13 protein-coding genes are annotated in these 19,661 nt (G+C 34.3%); 12 read left to right on the top strand and 1 reads right to left on the bottom strand.

Annotated features, from left to right (window positions below; genetic code table 11):
* The first annotated feature begins 90 nt into the window (after positions 1-90).
* The 7 genes from SLW70_RS11520 to SLW70_RS11490 all read left to right on the top strand — a co-directional run bounded on the left by SLW70_RS11520 (position 91) and on the right by SLW70_RS11490 (position 11,618).
* A complete protein-coding gene (locus SLW70_RS11520; RefSeq protein ID WP_320888543.1) occupies positions 91-4,116 on the top strand; it encodes a PAS domain S-box protein in 4,026 nt (1,341 codons plus the stop codon).
* A gap of 27 nt (positions 4,117-4,143) precedes the next feature.
* Positions 4,144-5,004: a neutral zinc metallopeptidase gene (locus tag SLW70_RS11515; protein WP_320888542.1), complete on the top strand. Its 861-nt coding sequence runs from the start codon at positions 4,144-4,146 to the stop codon at positions 5,002-5,004.
* Between the two features lie 469 nt (positions 5,005-5,473).
* Positions 5,474-6,409, top strand: coding sequence for a phosphatase PAP2 family protein (locus tag SLW70_RS11510; protein WP_320888540.1), 936 nt, complete (start codon positions 5,474-5,476; stop codon positions 6,407-6,409).
* Between the two features lie 447 nt (positions 6,410-6,856).
* Positions 6,857-8,143: a DEAD/DEAH box helicase gene (locus SLW70_RS11505; RefSeq protein ID WP_320888539.1), complete on the top strand. Its 1,287-nt coding sequence runs from the start codon at positions 6,857-6,859 to the stop codon at positions 8,141-8,143.
* Between the two features lie 302 nt (positions 8,144-8,445).
* On the top strand, positions 8,446-9,207 hold the full coding sequence (locus SLW70_RS11500; protein WP_320888538.1) for a hypothetical protein: 762 nt from the start codon (positions 8,446-8,448) through the stop codon (positions 9,205-9,207).
* A 269-nt stretch (positions 9,208-9,476) separates the two neighbouring features.
* Entirely contained in the window at positions 9,477-9,818 is a 342-nt protein-coding gene (locus tag SLW70_RS11495; RefSeq protein WP_320888537.1) for a hypothetical protein, read from the top strand.
* Between the two features lie 438 nt (positions 9,819-10,256).
* Positions 10,257-11,618, top strand: coding sequence for a transposase (locus tag SLW70_RS11490; RefSeq protein ID WP_320888441.1), 1,362 nt, complete (start codon positions 10,257-10,259; stop codon positions 11,616-11,618).
* A 429-nt stretch (positions 11,619-12,047) separates the two neighbouring features.
* Here the strand turns inward: SLW70_RS11490 and SLW70_RS11485 are convergent, their stop codons facing one another.
* Positions 12,048-13,583 (bottom strand): YifB family Mg chelatase-like AAA ATPase, encoded by a 1,536-nt coding sequence (locus SLW70_RS11485; RefSeq protein ID WP_320888536.1) that lies wholly within the window; start codon positions 13,581-13,583, stop codon positions 12,048-12,050.
* 383 nt (positions 13,584-13,966) lie between these two features.
* Here SLW70_RS11485 and SLW70_RS11480 point away from each other — a divergent pair, with 383 nt between their 5' ends.
* The 5 genes from SLW70_RS11480 to SLW70_RS11460 all read left to right on the top strand — a co-directional run bounded on the left by SLW70_RS11480 (position 13,967) and on the right by SLW70_RS11460 (position 19,463).
* A complete protein-coding gene (locus tag SLW70_RS11480; protein WP_320888534.1) occupies positions 13,967-15,517 on the top strand; it encodes a sodium:solute symporter family protein in 1,551 nt (516 codons plus the stop codon).
* Complete coding sequence (locus SLW70_RS11475; protein ID WP_320888533.1) at positions 15,498-15,932, top strand: GNAT family N-acetyltransferase; 435 nt, start codon at positions 15,498-15,500, stop codon at positions 15,930-15,932. Before SLW70_RS11480 ends, SLW70_RS11475 begins: the two co-directional genes overlap by 20 nt.
* A 162-nt stretch (positions 15,933-16,094) precedes the next feature.
* Positions 16,095-17,249 carry an amidohydrolase gene (locus SLW70_RS11470; RefSeq protein ID WP_320888532.1) on the top strand — a complete coding sequence of 385 codons (1,155 nt, stop codon included), beginning with the start codon at positions 16,095-16,097 and terminating at the stop codon, positions 17,247-17,249.
* On the top strand, positions 17,239-18,390 hold the full coding sequence (alr, locus tag SLW70_RS11465) for an alanine racemase (RefSeq protein ID WP_320888530.1): 1,152 nt from the start codon (positions 17,239-17,241) through the stop codon (positions 18,388-18,390). Before SLW70_RS11470 ends, alr begins: the two co-directional genes overlap by 11 nt.
* Entirely contained in the window at positions 18,390-19,463 is a 1,074-nt protein-coding gene (locus SLW70_RS11460) for an alanine/ornithine racemase family PLP-dependent enzyme (protein WP_320888528.1), read from the top strand. Before alr ends, SLW70_RS11460 begins: the two co-directional genes overlap by 1 nt.
* Positions 19,464-19,661: the final 198 nt, after the last annotated feature.

Below are 19,661 nucleotides of genomic sequence, written 5' to 3'. Positions count from 1 at the left end.
AAAATTCTTTTTTTTCTTAAATTTCAAACAAAACAACAGAAATAAAATACCACTATGTTTTTCTGCAATACTTTTTTAAATAATACGATTTTGAATTTAACCTATTTTTTTGGGAATCGTATTCCTATGGAAATAAACTATCTTTCACCATTTGATAATATAAGTATTGATAAAAGTTTTTTTAGAACTTTGATAGCTTTTTTCATTATTATAGTTTTAATATTTACCTACACTTATTTTAAACCCAAGTCAATATTAAACACTAATTTTTCCAATATTCAACTTACCAAAAAAATCAAAAATAAAGACTCACAGCTTTACTTTTTATATATTGGTATCTTTTTTATAGTATTCGAAACTACTTTAGAAATTTTCAAAATTAGGCCTAAAAGTTTATTTGTAAAAAATATTATTTTTGGTTCTACTCTACTGCTCATTTACTATTTAAGTAAAAAGTCAATTAGCTTATTCAATAATTTACATCTCTTATTTAAATTATTATTTTGCTTATTTCTACCTTATGTAACCCGAAATATTATCATATCTCCTAATGATAGTATTCCTTACGTAGGTTTAATTATCTTATTTTTATTTTCATTTAATGTTCTTAAACCAATACGTCTCTATTGGATATTTTCAATTGCCGTTTTTAGTGTATTATTTATTCTATACACATTCGAATTAGTCCCTTCCAAGGCTTTCGTTCTACTTTTTAACTACTGCTTAGTTGTTTTTTGTGTCAATATTATCAGATATATAACGTACTTAAATACAAAAAATGAATTTCGTTTTTCAAATGAAATTGTAAACAAAGGGGGAACACTTACCATTGCCATTAATAGAAAAAAGGAGGTTGTATTTTGTAGTGAAAGCGTATGGCCTATTTTAGGATATAAAATCATCGATGTCCTGGGTGTTGGGCTTTGGAATTACATTAAAAATACCGATTATATTGATGAAATTTTAAATTTAAACCTAGTTAAAGACAAATTATATATTGACCAAATTGAGTGTGCTGACGGAAGTATAAAATACATTCAATGGAATTATCAGAAACATTCTGACGAATTATTTATTGGCGTTGGGCAAAATGTTACAGAACAAATTCACATTCAAAAATCATATGAAAACCTTGTTGAATCAGCTAATGATATCATTTATGAGTTAGACCGTTTTGGTAATTATATATTTATTAATAAAAATACCGAAACAATTACAGGCTACAGTCTAAAAGAATTGTTTAATTCAAATTTTATTCATTTAATACATGAGGACTATAAAGAAAAGGTATTACACTTCTACTCCAATCCAAATGTAAAATTAACAAGTTTTCCCGTTTTAGAATTTCCAGTAATTACTAAAAATGGGGATGAAATTTGGCTATCTCAAAAAGTTTCTATAAACAGAGGAGAATCAGGGAAAATTCAAGGTTATTTTGCCATCGCCCGTGATATTACTTACTTGAAAAATAGTGAAAAAGAAAAAACGGAACGACAGCTAAAAAATCAAAAATACAGTGCTGCTCTAAAGTCTTTTACAGAGAAAAGTTATTCCAATAAAGAGAGTATAAATAAAAAATTAAAAACAATCTTAAAAACAACCGCTAAAACGATGAATATCGAAAGGGTTAGTTTTTGGAATTATTTGCCAAATAAAATCAAATGCCAGTATTTATATAGTTTAGAACAAGACACTTTTTTAGCAGAAACAACTTTGGCAAAAAAAGACTTTCCGAGTTATTTTTCCCTAATAGATCAAAAAACACAAGTAGTTGCCTCAAATGTTCATAAAAGTGATGTGCTTAATGAGTTTTGTACTGATTATTTTCCGCAAAACAACATTGTTTCTCTATTAGACACACCAATAATAATAAACGGTGAACTGAAAGGCATCATCTGTTTTGAAGCGACCGAAAACAAAGTGAAATGGGATAATGAAGACATCAATTTTGCTCGATCAATCTCTGACATCATTGCGATAGCTTTCGAGTCTAAAATGAGATTGGATATTGAAAAAAAGTTAAGGTATAAAAGTGAATTGCTAGATGCCATGACACTTTGTACTGAGAAATTTTTAAATAAAAAAGACATCAATGATATTTTCGCTGATGTTCTCATTATTATGGGAAATGCTACAAAATCACATCGCGCTTATTATTATAAAAACAATCCAGAGAATAACACTATTTGTCAAAAATACCGATGGATTAATGGTAATACAACTTTGACTGAGAACAATCCTAAACTTCAAAATTTACCATATGACTATTTTGAAGAATTATTGAATCCTTTATTAAAGAATAATTTTTATAAAGCAACCGTATCAAAAATTAAAAATGATTCTCTAAGAGAGAAACTTCAAAATTTAGACGTAGTATCTTTAATACTTTTCCCTGTATTTGTCAAAAATGAATTCCACGGCTTTTTAGGCTTTGATGACACTTCTAATAAAAGACCATGGACTAAGGATGAAGTTAATATTTTACAAACACTTTGCCGTAATATTACTGCTTCAATAGAACGTATCGATTCTGAAACTTCAATCTACGAAAGTGAAGAAAAATTTAGATTATTAGCGAACAACATTCCTGGAACTGTTTATCTGTCAGAAAATGACAAAAATTACACTAAAATCTACTTAAACGATGAAATTGAAAAACTTACTGGGTATAAAAAAGCAGATTTTCTAGAAAAAAGAATCTCATTTACTGATTTGATACATCCCGAAGATTTAGGTAAAACACTAACGGAATCATCAAAGAAACTGGCTAAACTAGAACCCTTTCATTTGATTTATCGTATTATCAAAAAGAACAATGAAATTGCCTGGGTCGAAGAATTTGGTGATGCGGTTATCAAAAACGATACAATCGTATATATCGAGGGAATTATGCTCGATATTACCAAACGAAAAGAGGCTGAAAAAGCAATTCAGCGCCAGAAATATGCCGAAGCTGCAAATCAAGCAAAGTCTGAATTTCTAGCCAATATGAGTCATGAAATCAGAACACCTTTGAATGGTATCATCGGGTTTACTGATTTATTGATGAAAACACATTTAAGTGTCAACCAACAAAAACATATGTTAACGGTGAATCAATCTGCTCATTCACTTTTAGGAATTGTAAATGACATCCTGGACTTTTCTAAAATTGAGGCAGGAAAACTGGAATTATATATTGAAAAAATTGAAATTAAGGAATTACTCCACCAAGTTATAGATTTAATATCTTACGAGTCAAATATTAAAAAACTAGATTTACAACTCATTATTGCTCCTGATGTACCAAAATATTTTTGGATTGACGTGGTTCGTGTTAAGCAAATTTTAATTAATCTGTTATCCAATGCAGTTAAATTTACAAATCAAGGTTTTGTCAAATTAGAACTTACAAAAATTGAACAAACTAGCCCTTTGAATAATACTGTTCGTTTTGCTGTGATTGACTCTGGAATCGGAATTTTAGAAAACAATAAAGACAAGATATTTAATGCCTTTTCACAAGAAGACAATTCTACAACAAAAAGATTTGGGGGTACAGGATTAGGTCTTAGTATATCAAACAAACTTCTGGGATTAATGAAAAGTTACTTGAAGCTTGAAAGTGTGGTAAATAAAGGAAGTACCTTCTATTTTGATTTAAATATAAAAACATCAAATAAGACTAGTCGTGTAGATGTTTCGCAAATCAATTATTTTGATGATGTTCATTTAGATAATCTAACAAAACTTAAAAATAAAAAAGACACCCTTACTATAATGCTGGTTGAAGACAATAAAATCAACATGTTATTGCTTAAAACAATCATCAAAAATATTTTGCCAGAAGCTATTATTGTTGAAATCAAAAACGGAATTGAAGCTGTAAAACAATTTGAAATCATAAAACCCGACCTGATATTTATGGATATTCAAATGCCTCTTATGAATGGTTACGAAGCTACTAAAGCCATCCGTAACTTAATATCAGGTGAAAAAACACCAATCATTGCCATTACTGCTGGAGCCGAAAAAGAAGAAAAAGACAAATGCATTGCCTTAGGTATGAATGATTACATTTCGAAACCAATTGTTAAAGGAATTATTGAAGAAACATTAATAAAATGGTTAATTTAGTCACTTCTAAAACCTAAATTAAATTTTATGAAATGGAAAGGACGTAGACAAAGCGATAATGTTGAAGACAGAAGAGGTATGTCTAGCAGTGGTAAAGCAATTGCTGGAGGTGGAATCATAGGGGTTGTTATCTTACTACTAAACCTTTTTGGAGGTGAAAATGCCCAAATGATTACTCCTATTTTGGAACAAATGAACCAAGGGCAATCAGCGCCTACAGAACAACGCGATTTGACCGCTGCCGAAATTGAAGAACAAGAATTCGTAAGGACTGTTTTAGCCGATAACGAGGACGTTTGGACAAAAATATTTCAAGAAAACAATCTTCAATACGAAAAACCGAAAATCATTTTATTTGCTGGCTCCGTTCAAACCGCTTGTGGTGGAGCAACGTCAGCTTCGGGACCTTTTTACTGTCCGGGAGACCAAAAAGTATATATGGATTTAACCTTCTTTGAGGAGTTAAAAACTAAATTTGGTGCTCAAGGTGGTGACTTTGCAACTGCCTATGTCATAGCTCACGAAATAGGCCATCATGTACAAACACTTTTAGGAACTTCTACCAAAATGCGACAATTACAGCAAGGTAAATCCAAGGCCGAAGCCAATAAATTATCTGTTGCATTAGAATTACAAGCTGATTTTTATGCTGGCTTATGGACGCATTACAACCAAAAAATGAATAATGTCCTTGAAATTGGTGATATTGACGAAGCTTTAAGTGCTGCCCATGCCGTAGGTGATGATGCTATCCAAGCCAAAATGCAAGGACATATCGTACCTGAATCTTTTACCCATGGAACTTCAGAGCAAAGAAAATATTGGTTTATGAAAGGGTATAAAACTGGAGATATCAATCAAGGAAATACTTTTGCTGAAATAAAGTAAATTATTTTTTATATAGATATCATTCTTGCATTTTCAACTAAACCACTATAGACTTAATTAACCACAGATTTAAAGAAAGTGGTCGGACTTTGACAAAGAGTTGCTAACTTGGAAAAAGACCACAAATTACACAAATTAGCACAAATTCAAAAATGTATTAAATTGAATTACACAAATTTCTAATTAATATCAAAATTATTATCTGCAAAAATCTGCCAAATCTGCGTGCTTATTTTTTGCACGCAGATTTACACAGATTTTTTTTAATAGAAATATTTGATAAACACACATTTAGACAAGAGTTAGATAGAATTAAAAAGATTTGCACAGATTAATCCTTTGAATCTGTATAATCTGTGGCAAAAATTTTTAGAAGCTAAAGCGAAATACACTAAAGTGCATAGTTTTAACTATTTTTGGGACCAATAAATATATTTGCCCCAATTACAAATCAGACATTTAATCCAACATGAAAAACAACTACTTATTCCTTTTACTCCTTTTCAGCTTTCAGTGTTTTGCACAAACAGATAGTCTAACTATTCAAAATTCAAATCATTTTCAAACAGCAGGAAGAGTTATTAAAAACAGTATCTTGAGTGTTCCAGGTGATTTTACCGAAATGGGACACACTATTTCTTCAGATTGGAAAAGAACCGCTATTTATGCAGGTGGAATTGTTGGTTTAATTGCTACAGACAAAATAACAACCGGTTTTTTACACGATCATATCGAACCATCAGTAGATTATTCGCTTCCCAGAATAGATGTTATTAAAACTAAAATCGATTGGGCTCAAGGAAACAACGCCTATATGCTCTACCCTATCTTAGGATTGTACGCTGGTTCATTAGTAGCCAACCACGAAAAAGGACAAACAGTTGCCGTCAATGCTGTTAAAGCCATAACCTATTCATACGTTATCTCACATTTGGCTTTAAAAACTATTTTTGCTCGAAACAGACCGCAACGAAGAATACATGACAATAACCCTGCTGTTGCTCCTTGGACTAAAGACAATTGGGATTTTGGAAACTATCATCCCGTATATTTTCAAAGTATAGCTGATGGAACAGGCTTTCCTTCTTTCCATGCAACCTTTTATTTTTCAGTTGCTAAGGTTTTCCAAATGGAATACAACAACTATTGGATTCCTTATACCATTGCTACAGGAGTATTCCTAGCCGATATTCAAGGACACAACCATTGGGTTTCAGATTTGCTAGTGGGTGGATTAGTAGGAACTATCATCGGTAAATCAGTAGTGAATAGCAGCCGCAAACAAATCGCCAAAAACAACGGAACAGCAGTTATCGAAAACCCAAAGAAATTCAGAATGAACAAACAGCTTGTTCCGCAAATTACGAGTTCGATGGTAGGATTTCATTTTACTGGAAGTTTTTAAATAAGTTAACGCGTTGGGTGTAATTATTTTTTGATAATGTTTCTTCGTCAGTTCGAGTAAATTTTCAGAAAATGCGAATAGCTTTTTCAGAAAATTTGTATCGAGAACAAGAAAAACATCATTAAAAACGGTTCTCGATACATTTTTTGTTCCGTTTCTCTCCACAAAAAACACTCGAACTGACGTTTTTAATAATTACACCCAACGGGTTAAGCAAACCATTTAGTAGCGTAAAAAGCCACGAATTCACGAATGTACTATCTTAATTCGTGAATTCGTGGCTTACTACATTAGCAAAGTCGCTCCCAAGATTTACTTTTATCACTTAAATTAAAAGTCATTCCACTAAACTTATTGACATTCCATCACTTTATCGAAAAAAATAGCTGCATCTTTGCACCAAATTAAAGTAACCTAACCATAGTGTTTACTTTACAAACACTATTTATGTCATTCAACTCATTAGGATTATCTGATGCTTTACTGAAAGCCATCAGCAAAAAAGGATATACAACCCCTTCCCCAATTCAACAAAAAGCAATTCCATCAATTTTAGAAGGCAAAGATGTTTTAGCATCAGCGCAAACAGGAACAGGAAAAACAGCTGGTTTTACATTACCCATACTCCAAATCCTATCACAAGGAAAACAACTAAGCCACAGACCCGTTCGTGCGTTGATATTAACACCAACAAGAGAACTAGCGGCACAAATATTTGAAAACCTCAAAGAATACAGCACCTACCTTGATATACGAAGTACAGTCATTTTTGGAGGTGTAAATCAAAAACCACAGGTGGCACAATTGCGCAACGGAATTGATATACTCGTAGCCACTCCAGGACGCTTAATCGACTTGCAAAATCAAGGCTTAATTTCGCTTTCCAAAGTCGAAATCTTAGTTTTGGATGAAGCCGATCGTATGCTCGACATGGGATTCTTGCGTGACATCGAGCGTATCTTGAAAGTATTGCCCGCCAAAAGACAAAATTTACTCTTTTCAGCTACTTTTTCGAAGGACATCAAGAAACTAGCCATGGGGATTTTGCACCATCCCGTTCATGTAGAAGCAACGCCTGAGAACACCACCGTTGACGCCATCATCCAAAAGATATATCCTTGTGCCAAACAGAAAAAAACCGAATTAATCATAAAACTGATTTCCGAAGGAAACTGGAAACAAGTTTTGGTCTTTACCCGTACCAAACAAGGTGCTAACAAACTAACCGAAGCCATGATTAGCGCAGGTATCAAAGCAGCTGCCATCCACGGAAACAAAGGACAAGGCGCTAGAACCAGAGCTTTGGCAGGTTTCAAGGACGGAACCTTGACCGCTCTAGTAGCCACTGATATTGCCGCTCGTGGTCTCGACATCCCGTTGTTACCGCATGTCATCAATTTCGAATTGCCTAATATCCCTGAGGATTACGTACACCGCATTGGTCGTACCGGAAGAGCCGGTGCCAGCGGAGAAGCGATTTCGCTAGTAAGTCCTGACGAAACCGTTTTTTTACGTGATATCGAGAAATTAGTAGGCCTGAAATTACCTAAAGAACAAATCCCAGGTTTCGAGCCAGACCCAAACGCCTCTACTGAGCCAATCAAACCAGGACAAGGAAGACCGCAACGCAACTCGACTCCCAAAAAACCAAAAACCGATAACAAGGCTCGAAGCAACAACAGCTTTGGCCCAAGACGCCCAAGTCAAAACAACGACAGACGTTCTAATCGATAAGCATTGGCTTTTGTTTTAGGAGCAGAACTATTTCGTTTCTTATGAAGTCTCCTCCCGCTTTCCGTTGCAATCTCCCGAAGAAAAATCGGGAGGATTTCCACTGCAATCGGGGCTGTTTTTTGTGTTTTTGTTTTATTGATATCGTTTTTAAAAAATTCAAAATTTAAAGGCACTAGTAATTTGTAAGATAAATTAAATATATTTGGTTTTGATTAAAGTCTGACGTTTGTCATACATATCTACCCTGTTTTGGGTGGCTTTGTATGATTTTGTCATACATATATACAATTTATGTGCAATTTATGAAAACCGCGTATTTAGACACCAACATCATTATCGAAATTGAACAAGGAAATATTTCGATAGAAAATGTAATAGACAATATTGATAAAGAAATCAATCAGTTTTTCTATTCTGCCTCTCATTTGCAAGAAGCTCACGAAATTAAAGGAACGCCGAAAGAAATCAAAGAACGTTTGGAAAAGCGATTTAATACAATAACAAAAATTACAAACAACAACTATTTATATCATGAATTAAAAACCAAAATTGTACATAAACTCATTGAAAAACCTTCAATAGTTTATCAAACAATTACTGATGTCGAATTTGGACAAAGTGCAATGAAAAGCATGGTAAACTCAACTAACGAAGAGCAAAAATCGGTATTCAGAAACCAATTAAATTTAGATATAACCAAACTGAATAATTATAGCCCTTCTGAAGTTGTCGAACAAATTAATGAAAAAAAAGATGCATTTGGTGGGTTTTCATTACTTGGTTTAATTGATCATGCAATTGCTCAATTTCCGAATAATGAAGATTTTGGATTGCACAACAAAGTCGCAGGAGTATTTGAATTATTAGACTTGGTTGGTTATTGGAAAGACAAGTATAATGAAAAATCGAACTATGCGAGATTATGGGATTCAAGTCACGCATATCATGCATCATTTTGTGATTATTTTATCTCAGATGATAAACGTACTCGAAATAAAGCAAATGTTGTATTTCACATATTTGATGCAAAGACCAAAGTTGTGTCATCAAAGGGAGAATCATAACTCCATCTGGTGCTCGATTGCATCGAGTACCTACTTAATTAAAAGCAAAATCGTAGTGTTTGCAACGCGGAAAACTAAAACAGGGATGACTTAAATGTTATTCCTATTTTTTTTTGGGCTATCTAAAAAAATCACGTTTTGAGTAAACTATCCATTATAAAAACGCTTAATTTAGTATTCAAAAACAATTAGGTACTCGATGCAATCGAGCACCAGAAATAGAAAAAACAAGTACAACCTATAAATAATAAACATTAAACCTATAAACTATGATAATCAATTATGAAGAACAATCGGATGTAACCTTATTTTTACTTACACATCAATATAACAATATACTACAAGAAATATCGCCAGCAGTAACAGAATTTCAAAAAGTGACTAAAATTCTTAATGAAAAAATACCTGCACTAAAGTACCATTTAGTTGTATTAGAAGATTTGTTATCGGGTGAAGCGAAAGAATCATTTGATTGTATAAATGAAGTAATGTATAACACCCAGACAATAACACTTCAATCAATCACAAATATTTCACAAGTAATAAATGAAGAGTTTGAAAAATTGAACAAAATAACAGAAATATTAAAAGCAAGAGATTATAATAAATAATTAAAAAACATTATATATTAAACTATTGTTTATCTAATATCTTTTTAACTTTCTGTACAGTTGCTAAACTCACACCGCTTATGCTAGCTATTTTTCTAAGAGATAGTTCAGAATGATTATTAAGTCTTTTAACAACTAGTTTATACTTTTCCAACTGGTGCTCGATTGCATCGAGTACCTACTTAAATTAAAACAAAATCGTAGCGTTTGCAACGCGGAAGACTAACACAGAAATGACTTAAGAGTTGTTCCTGTTTTTTTGGGTTATCTAAAAAAAACATATTGAGTAAATCACCCGCGTTAAAAATGCTTTATTAAGTAGGCACATTCATAATAACACAAAAAGTTGTTTTTCAGCAAAATAGGTATTATTTTAGAAGAAACAAACCCCGAAATTGCTCAAAACGAGTCAAAAACGGGGTTTTCTTTTAAAGTGTGATGGCAAAAATAGTACGTTTAAGCGAATTTCAATACAAATTTTCAATTTTTACTATCAATGAAAATTTTGATAGTTTTTACGCCCAATTTTTAAAAACGGATTTGGGTAAAATATACCTTTCAATGCCTTTTTCTGAGCTTAGTCAAGCCTTCAAATTGAAAGATTCTAACAAAGGGACTCATTGTTATTTTAGTCCCAAGGGTAAGATTGCCCTGATGATGTTAAAAAATTACTACGGTTGCTCGGATAAAAAACTTATTGAGCTTTTGAACGGTAATATTTTCATGCAGTTTTTTTGCGACATTCTAATTCCTATAGACAAGCCCCTGACTAATTTTAAAATCGTGAGCCAAATCAGAATGGAACTCTCCAAAGGTTTAAATATTCGAAAGAGTCAAGAAATATTAGCTAAAAACTGGATTCCATTTATGAGTGATTTGGATAAAATTTTTACCGATGCCACTTGTTACGAAAGCGAGGTACGCTTTCCAACTAATCAAAAACTACTATGGGAATGCGTACAATGGAATTACAAACAAATGGAAGCCTTATGTGGTATGTTAAAAATCAAGTTACCAAGAACCAAGTATTTGGATTGGTGTAGACGCTATAATGAATATTCTAAAAAAAGAAAAAAGCAATCAAAACACCGTACAAAAGTAACCAGAGGACTGTTGAAATTATTGTACAAACTTAACGCTGAACTCAATAAAATTGAGAATCAAAATTCTTTTGAAGCTACTAAAAAATACAAAAACCAACGTTCTCTAATCGCTAAGGTGTATCAACAACAGTCTCAAATTTTTAAAACAGGCAAAAGTGTTCCAGATAGAATAATAAGTATTAGTAAAAGCTATATTAGACCTATTGTAAGAGGTAAGGAAGTAAAACAAGTTGAATTTGGAGCCAAAGTCAACAAAATCCAAATTGATGGAATTAATTTTATAGAACATATTCAGTACAGAGCTTTCAATGAAGGTACACGTCTTCAAAGCACGGTTTTTTGCGCTCAAAACTTAACCAAAACTAAAGTAAAAATGCTTGGTGCTGATGCAATTTATGCCACCAATAAAAATCGAACATTCACCACTTCAAACAACATCCAAACCGATTTTGTGCGAAAAGGAAAAGCTGGCAAAAATGAAGAACAGCGTAAAATCTTAGCTAAAGAAATCAAAAAAGAACGCTCCACTCGATTAGAAGGAAGTTTTGGAAAAGAGAAAGAACATTACAATCTAAAAAAGATAAAAGCCAAAACCCAAAAAAGTGAAATGCTTTGGATCTTCTTCGGAATACATACAGGAAATGCCCTGGAAATAGGAAGAAGAATTCTCAAGCAGCAACAAATTTTAGCAGCCTAAAAAAACAAAAAACACCTCCGTGGAGAACGTGCGTCTAGTCAATACCTAAAAAAGACTTTTTTGATACATCAGAGTCCGTGAAAAATAAAAATGACCAATTTTGAAACTCTAAAATTTGGTCATTTTTTTATTTCTTGCAAAAAAGTAGGCTTACTTCTGAATGTGCCTAAGTACACAAAAGCAAGTAGGTACTCGATGCAATCGAGCACCAGAATTACAAGAAACACTTTGTCGAGCTACTTACGGAGATTGCTCCTACGTCGCAAAGACAAGATTGGGGTTACTGTGTGTCATAATGATAAACAATGTAGTTGATAAAACTTTATCTCCTTAAAATTCAGCATACAAAATCCGTTTAAATCAGTGTTTTCGCTTTAGCGAATCCGTTTCATCCGTGTCCTAGCTCGCTACAGTGAGTGAGCAAACAATCTACCCCAACCACCCATCACGATCCAAACTACGATACTGAATCGCCTCGGCAATATGTGAAGGGCCAACATTCGGCGAAGCTTCCAAGTCGGCTATCGTTCTTGAAACTTTCAAAATTCGGTCGTAAGCACGTGCCGAAAGATTGAGTCGTTCCATCGCGGTTTTTAATAATTGTTTGGACTCCTCATCAAGGGCACAAAACTCTCGGATGTGTTTGGTGTTCATTTGCGCATTATAATGAATGTGCTCCATCTCCTGAAAACGAAAGGATTGAAACTCTCGAGCTGCAGTAACCCTTTTACGAATATCCACACTAGCTTCGGCCTTACGATCATCGGATAATTTTTCAAAAGGGACTGGAGTCACTTCAATATGAATGTCGATTCGGTCCAATAAAGGTCCTGATATTTTACTCAAATAACGTTGCATTTCATGTGGCGAAGAAGTTTGTGGCGCATCAGGGTCATTAAAAAAACCACTCGGACTTGGGTTCATACTCGCCACCAACATAAACGAAGAAGGATAAGTCACGGTAAATTTGGCTCTCGAAATCGTCACTTCACGGTCTTCTAACGGTTGGCGCATCACTTCGAGTACATCCCGTTTAAATTCGGGCAACTCATCTAGAAACAATACCCCATTGTGTGCCATCGAAATCTCCCCCGGTTGCGGATAACTTCCACCGCCAACAAGCGCTACATTTGAAATAGTATGATGCGGACTCCTAAATGGTCGTTGGTTCATTAACCCAACTTCTTTCAACTTACCCGCCACACTATGTATTTTAGTTGTTTCTAAGGCTTCTCTCAAGGTCATGGGCGGTAAAATACTCGGCAAACGTTTGGCCAACATGGTTTTTCCTGCTCCGGGTGGACCAATCAAAATAATATTATGACCACCAGCCGCTGCAATTTCCATACAACGCTTGATGGACTCCTGCCCTTTCACATCAGAAAAATCAAATTCAGGAAAATCCAAATCTTTATAGAATTCGGCTCGAGTGTCAATGCGTGTAGGCTCTAAACTTCCTTTACCATTAAAAAAATCAATCACTTCCAATACATTCTCAACGCCATACACATCTAGTCCCGCCACAATTGCCGCTTCTTTTACGTTTTGTTTCGGCAGAAAAAAACCTTTAAAACCTTCTTCTTTAGCTTTGATAGCGATAGGCAGAGCACCTTTTATAGGTTGTAAACTACCATCCAGAGACAATTCGCCCATGATAATGTATTTGTCTATTTCATCCATTTTTATTTGGTTTGAAGCTGCCAAAATCCCAATCGTCAAGGTCAAATCATAGGCTGAACCTTCCTTACGTAAGTCGGCAGGAGCCATATTGACAATGATTTTCTTTCCAGGAAAATGGTATTCGTTATTTTTAAGTGCTGCGGCAATTCGATAACTACTTTCTTTAATGGCGTTATCAGGCAATCCAACTAAATGATAGCCTATTCCTTTATCAATATTCACTTCGACAGTGATGGTAGTCGCTTCGACACCAAAAACGGCACTTCCAAAAACTTTAACTAACATGACAGATATTTTTTAATAAAAATAAACATTTTACCATTTCGACATAGAAAAATCTTATAAAAAATAAAAAAACATTTTATAGTTGAAAGACGAGAATAAATAAATTGAAACCTAGCCTGTTACACAAATTATTTATGATTATAAAAATTCGAGTAATGCTTTTTTCAAACCCAAAGAATTTGTGATAATCTGTGTAATTTGTGGTTCATTTTATATTTTACAAAAAGGGGAAGCATGCAATCTTAATAGTCTTTTTGATATAAAATCGTATATTTGCAATGATTAATTCAATTTTCAGGGCTTAAAAGCGATTTATTTTATCATTTCGCTAAAGCCATTCTAGCATTTCTTATAATCGAAATCAAACTGAAAATTATCATTTTATGCAGTTTACTGCATTCGACGCCTTTGGAAAAATTCCATTTACAATACAGGCTTTAAATAATCTGAAATACAATACCATGCACGTAATAGATTTTATAATCTTTATCGTTTATATGCTTGCTATGCTTGGAGTGGGCTATTATTTTTACAAAAAAAACAAAACAGCCGAAGATTTTTACGTAAGTGGTCGCAGCATGAACAGTTGGCACATCGGTTTGTCAGTTGTGGCTACTGATGTAGGTGGTGGATTTTCCATCGGACTTGGAGGTTTGGGTTTCACAATAGGAATTTCAGGATCTTGGATGCTTTTCACAGGACTAATTGGTGCTTGGTTGAGTGCCGTTTTCTTAATTCCGAAAGTGAGCGAATTGGGACACAAACACAAATTCTTTACTTTTCCGCAAATCTTCAATCACTTTTACAACGCCAAAGTAGCCTTATTAGCAGGAATTATTTCAGCCATTGGATACATTGGTTTTACGAGTTCACAGGTTTTGGCTGGAGCCAAATTAGCCTCAGCAACCATCGAAGGATTAAATATCCAAACCGCATTGATTGTCATGGGGTTAATTGCGGTTATCTACACCGCTATTGGAGGTTTAAAAGCCGTAATCTACACGGATACAATTCAGTGGATTGTCTTAATAAGTGGATTAATTTTTATTGGAATTCCAATGGCTTATCATGCTGTTGGGGGTTATGATGCTATTGTCAGTTCATTACCTGCTGAACACCTAAGGTTGACCAATATCAATGGGTATCAAATTTTGAATTGGTCCATTACTATTATTCCAATTTGGTTTGTGGGAATGACGCTGTACCAACGAATTTATGCTTGCAAAGGAGAAAAAGAAGCCAAAAAAGCTTGGTTAATAGCAGGTGTTTTTGAATGGCCAATCATGGCTTTCATGGGCGTTATTTTAGGGATGCTTGCTAAAGTGGCTGCTAATCAAGGAATGTTTACTGGAATTACCGACGCAAACAGTATGGACAGCGAAATGGGACTACCTGTCTTATTAGCAACAATTTTGCCCGTAGGATTAATGGGACTGATGCTTTCCTCCTATTTTTCAGCCATTCTTTCTACCGCTGACAGTTGCCTGATGGCCGCCTCAGGAAATATTGTCACTGATATTATTGCCAAATTCTCCAAAAAAGAACTCAGTCATAAAAAAGAATTGCAATTGTCGCAAATCGTCACCTTAGCCGTTGGTTTCTTTGCTATTTTATTGGCTTCCCAAATGCAAAATGTACTTGAACTGATGCTCTACTCCTATGCCTTTATGGTATCAGGACTTTTCATTCCCGTACTAGGTGCTTTGTTTTGGAAAAAAAGCCACCCAATAGCAGCCTTTTGGAGCATGTTATTAGGAGGTGCAACGACTATCATTCTTATCTTAACTAAAAATAAGCTACCTTTAGGGATACAATTACCCGAAAAATTAGACGCTAATATTTACGGAATCAGTATTTCTCTTCTATTATTCATTAGCCTATCTATTTATCATTTTAATAAAAACGAAAAACAATATGGAATTCAAAATAATTAATACCACTTCAGGAGAAGATAAAATTTATACCAATCAAGCTATTGCACAATTTCTTTTCACTCATTTAGAACAATATGGAGACGCTGTCGAAGATATTTCAAAATGCATTGACTACGTGATGAATCCACACAGAGGAGGAAATATTGTAGTGGGAATTGATGAAAATAAAATTGTTGGTGTGGTCATTCTTAATAGTACTGGAATGAAAGGCTTTATCCCTGAAAACATCTTAGTCTATATTGCCGTTGATAACAGCCAACGCGGCAAAGGTTACGGAAAACAATTGATGGAAAAAGCGATTAGCATTGCCGATGGAAATATTGCTTTACACGTAGAGCCTGACAATCCGGCTAGAAAGCTGTATGAAAAATTGGGTTTTACTAACAAATACCTAGAAATGCGTCTTATTAAATAATAATTCTAAGTAAATGAATTTAAAGCAACTAAAAACTTATTGATCTTAATTAAATCTGCCAAATCTGCGAAAATCTGCGTGAAAAATTAGCACGCAGATTTTTGCAGATAATAATTTAAATTAAAGTTAGCTATACTTTGTCAAAGCAAAAAACAATCAAAAATGGAAAATCCAAACCTACCGATAGCCTCGTTAATTGAATTAAGAAAGACTTTACATAAACACCCAGAAGTATCTCTAAATGAAAAAGAAACAGCCAAAAGGATTATTTCATTTTTAGAAAACTATCCGCCCGATGAAATTGAAACTGAAGTAGGCGAAACTGGAATTTTAGCCATCTATAAAGGAGCAAAACCTGGTAAAACAGTCTTATTTCGTTGCGAGTTAGATGCGCTACCAATTGAAGAAATCAATAGTTTCGAACATAAATCAACCTTTGAAGGCATTTCACATAAGTGCGGACATGACGGACACATGGCAATTGTTTGCGGGCTCGCCACTCAACTACACCATCAAAGACCTGATTCAGGCAAAGTCGTATTATTATTTCAACCCGCCGAAGAGGATGGTCGCGGTGCGGTAAGAGTCAATGCTGACCCAAAATTCAAAACTTTAGAACCCGATTTTGTATTTGCTTTACACAATTTACCAAGCTATCCACAAAACCAAATTGTCGTTAAAAACAACACTTTTACCTGTGCTGTCAATAGTATTATCATCAAACTCAAAGGTAAAACTTCGCACGCTGGGGAACCCGAAAAAGGAATCAATCCCGCTTTGGCACTAGCCGAAATAACCAATGCATTTCAACAACACATTCAGGCAGACATTACCAAAGACAACTTTTGCTTAATAACCTCTATTTATATCAAAATGGGTAAAAAAGCATACGGCATATCAGCGGGTGCTGGTGAAACTCATTTTACGGTTCGAACAGACAAAAACGAACAAATGAAAAAAATCGAAACAACACTTGAAACCACAGCTAAAAATATTGCGCAAAATCACCAATTAGATTGCTTAATAAAATGGACGCAAAGTTTTCATGCCAACGAAAACAACGCTGCAGCTGTTGACTATGTACGAAAAGCAGCATTTGTAAAGGGTTTTGATGTATTCGAAAAAGAATCTCCATTTACTTGGGGCGAAGATTTTGGGATTTTTACCCAACAATATGCAGGAGCAATGTTTGGTTTGGGAGCTGGAATTGACACTCCTGCCCTACACAATCCTGATTATGATTTCCCAGATGGCATTATTCCCACTGGAGTCAACATCTTTCATCAAATAGTCAAACAAATTACCGATGCACACTAATTCAATCATAGAACTCAACAAATCAGCTTATCAAAAAAACATTGATTTTCTAAAAAAAACATTTGGAAAAAAGGTGATTCTCTCCTCTGTTGTCAAAGGAAATGCTTACGGACATGGTATTGCCGAATTTGTAAATATGGCTTACGAATGTGGGTTGAGGCATTTCTCGGTTTTTGACGTGGAAGAAGCCAAATCTATTAGAGCCCAATTACAGCATCGAGTTACCATCATGGTTATGGGATTAGTCAATGAGCAAGATATGGATTGGGCAATTGAAAATGAGGTTGAATTCTTTGTTTTTAACAAAATTCGTTTGACCAAAGCCTTAAAATCAGCTAAAAAACTCCACAAAAAAGCCAAAATTCACATCGAATTAGAAACAGGAATGCATCGAACGGGGTTTGAAAAAAGAGACCTCAATAGCATTATTGAAACACTAAAAAGGGAAAGTGAACATCTTGTTTTTAAAGGTTTATGCACTCATTATGCTGGTGCCGAAAGTATTGCTAATTACTACCGAGTAGATAAGCAAATCAAGCGATTTGAAGAAATGTACCAATACATTTGCAACCACGGAATTCAACCTGAAATCAAACATTCAGCTTGCTCAGCTGCTTCGATGATGTTTCCTGAGACCCGAATGGATTTGGTTCGAATAGGCATCATGCAATACGGTTTATGGCCTAGCCCAGAAGTTTTTGTCAATTACCTCAATTCAAAGAAAAGTAAAATCGACCCGTTACAACGTGTCATTTCTTGGAAAAGTAAAATAATGAATCTCAAAATAGTCAATAGTGGCGAATTTATAGGTTATGGCACCAGTTTCTTAGCCGAAAGAAAAATGAAAATCGCAGTGATTCCCATTGGGTATGCTCACGGATACAGCCGTTCTTTAAGCAACCAAGGTCGCGTTCTCATCAACGGACATCGCTGTATTGTGGTAGGCTCTGTCAACATGAACATGATGAGCGTTGATGTAACCGATATTGAAAAAGTTAAAAAAGAAGACGAAGTAGTCCTAATAGGAAATCAAAACGGACTAACGGTTTCGGTCGCCTCTTTTAGTGATTTTAGCAATCAATTGAATTACGAACTATTAACCCGAATTTCGAAAACAATACCTAGAAAAATAATAGAATAATGGCCTTTATAAAATTATACCGAAACAAATTAGAAGAAAACTACCATTTTTTAGACGATATTTTCAAATCCCGAAATATTGATTGGGGAGTCGTTTCTAAATTATTATGTGGAAATACCATTTATCTTAAAGAAGTAATTGCTTTGGGTGTAACTGAAATTCACGATTCCCGTGTGAGCAATTTAAGGAAAATCAAAGAAATCAATCCTGACATCCAGACCGTTTATATCAAACCACCTGCCCAAAGAAGCATTCCTGAAATTGTACAATATGCTGATGTTAGTTTCAATACCGAAATTTATACCATCAAATTACTATCAGAAGAAGCAAAAAAACAAAACAAAACGCATAAAATCATCATCATGATTGAAATGGGCGATTTGCGTGAAGGCGTCATGGGCGAAGAATTGATTTCGTTTTACGGTGAAATTATACAATTACCCAATATCGAAATTAGAGGTATTGGCACCAATTTGAATTGTCTAAGCGGCGTAATGCCTACTCAAGACAAACTGATTCAATTGAGTTTATACAAACAATTGATTGAAGCCAAATTTAACATCACGATTCCTTGGGTTTCTGGAGGTACTTCAGTAGCTGTTCCGTTGATTTTAAAAAATGCACGTCCGATGGCGGTCAATCATTTCCGAATTGGCGAGGCTCTATTTTTTGGCAAAGACCTTTTTACTGGCGAAACCATAGAAGGCATGCATAATGATGTCTTTAAATTATTTACCGAAATTATAGAAATCACCGAAAAACCCGATACTCCTACAGGAGAATTGGGTGAAAATGTAGCTGGTAACGCCTTCTCAATGGATGATTCTACTGATTATGGAGCAACTTCACTTCGTGCCATCCTGGACGTAGGATTATTAGACATGCAACCACAATACCTAGAAGCCGAAGACGAGGACATTAGCATTGTCGATGCTAGTTCTGACATGTTAGTGATTGATATCTCAAATTCAAATAAAAAATATAAAATAGGAGACTTGGTTTCGTTTAAAGTAAGATATATGGGAGCTCTCTACCTTCTAAACTCTGATTATATTGAAAAAACAATTGGATGATAATCATTTACTAACTTAAACACAATAACAACCATACAAACTGTAGTCACATTATTACTATTTTCATGCTGTTTTTAATGTAAAAACTAGATTTAAAGCTCTGAAAAGCTTATCAGAATTATCAAATCCTAACTTTATAGACTATTTTTAAAAAATAGACCAAAAACAAGGGGGTGTATTTAAAAAAAACATAAAAAT

The sequence above is a fragment of the Flavobacterium sp. NG2 genome, assembly GCF_034119845.1.
Lineage (GTDB): Bacteria > Bacteroidota > Bacteroidia > Flavobacteriales > Flavobacteriaceae > Flavobacterium.
The sequence above is the reverse complement of the archived record's forward strand: the minus strand, read 5'-3'. Positions and strand labels throughout refer to the sequence as shown.

What these genes read in the sequence shown, in the direction of transcription:
- SLW70_RS11515 (WP_320888542.1), top strand. Translation starts at nt 4,144, where the DNA reads ATGAAATGGAAAGGACGTAGACAAAGCGATAATGTTGAAGACAGAAGA.
- SLW70_RS11510 (WP_320888540.1), top strand. Translation starts at nt 5,474, where the DNA reads ATGAAAAACAACTACTTATTCCTTTTACTCCTTTTCAGCTTTCAGTGT.
- SLW70_RS11505 (WP_320888539.1), top strand. Translation starts at nt 6,857, where the DNA reads ATGTCATTCAACTCATTAGGATTATCTGATGCTTTACTGAAAGCCATC.
- SLW70_RS11500 (WP_320888538.1), top strand. Translation starts at nt 8,446, where the DNA reads ATGAAAACCGCGTATTTAGACACCAACATCATTATCGAAATTGAACAA.
- SLW70_RS11495 (WP_320888537.1), top strand. Translation starts at nt 9,477, where the DNA reads ATGATAATCAATTATGAAGAACAATCGGATGTAACCTTATTTTTACTT.
- SLW70_RS11490 (WP_320888441.1), top strand. Translation starts at nt 10,257, where the DNA reads ATGGCAAAAATAGTACGTTTAAGCGAATTTCAATACAAATTTTCAATT.
- SLW70_RS11485 (WP_320888536.1), bottom strand. Translation starts at nt 13,583, where the DNA reads ATGTTAGTTAAAGTTTTTGGAAGTGCCGTTTTTGGTGTCGAAGCGACT.
- SLW70_RS11480 (WP_320888534.1), top strand. Translation starts at nt 13,967, where the DNA reads ATGCAGTTTACTGCATTCGACGCCTTTGGAAAAATTCCATTTACAATA.
- SLW70_RS11475 (WP_320888533.1), top strand. Translation starts at nt 15,498, where the DNA reads ATGGAATTCAAAATAATTAATACCACTTCAGGAGAAGATAAAATTTAT.
- SLW70_RS11470 (WP_320888532.1), top strand. Translation starts at nt 16,095, where the DNA reads ATGGAAAATCCAAACCTACCGATAGCCTCGTTAATTGAATTAAGAAAG.
- alr (WP_320888530.1), top strand. Translation starts at nt 17,239, where the DNA reads ATGCACACTAATTCAATCATAGAACTCAACAAATCAGCTTATCAAAAA.
- SLW70_RS11460 (WP_320888528.1), top strand. Translation starts at nt 18,390, where the DNA reads ATGGCCTTTATAAAATTATACCGAAACAAATTAGAAGAAAACTACCAT.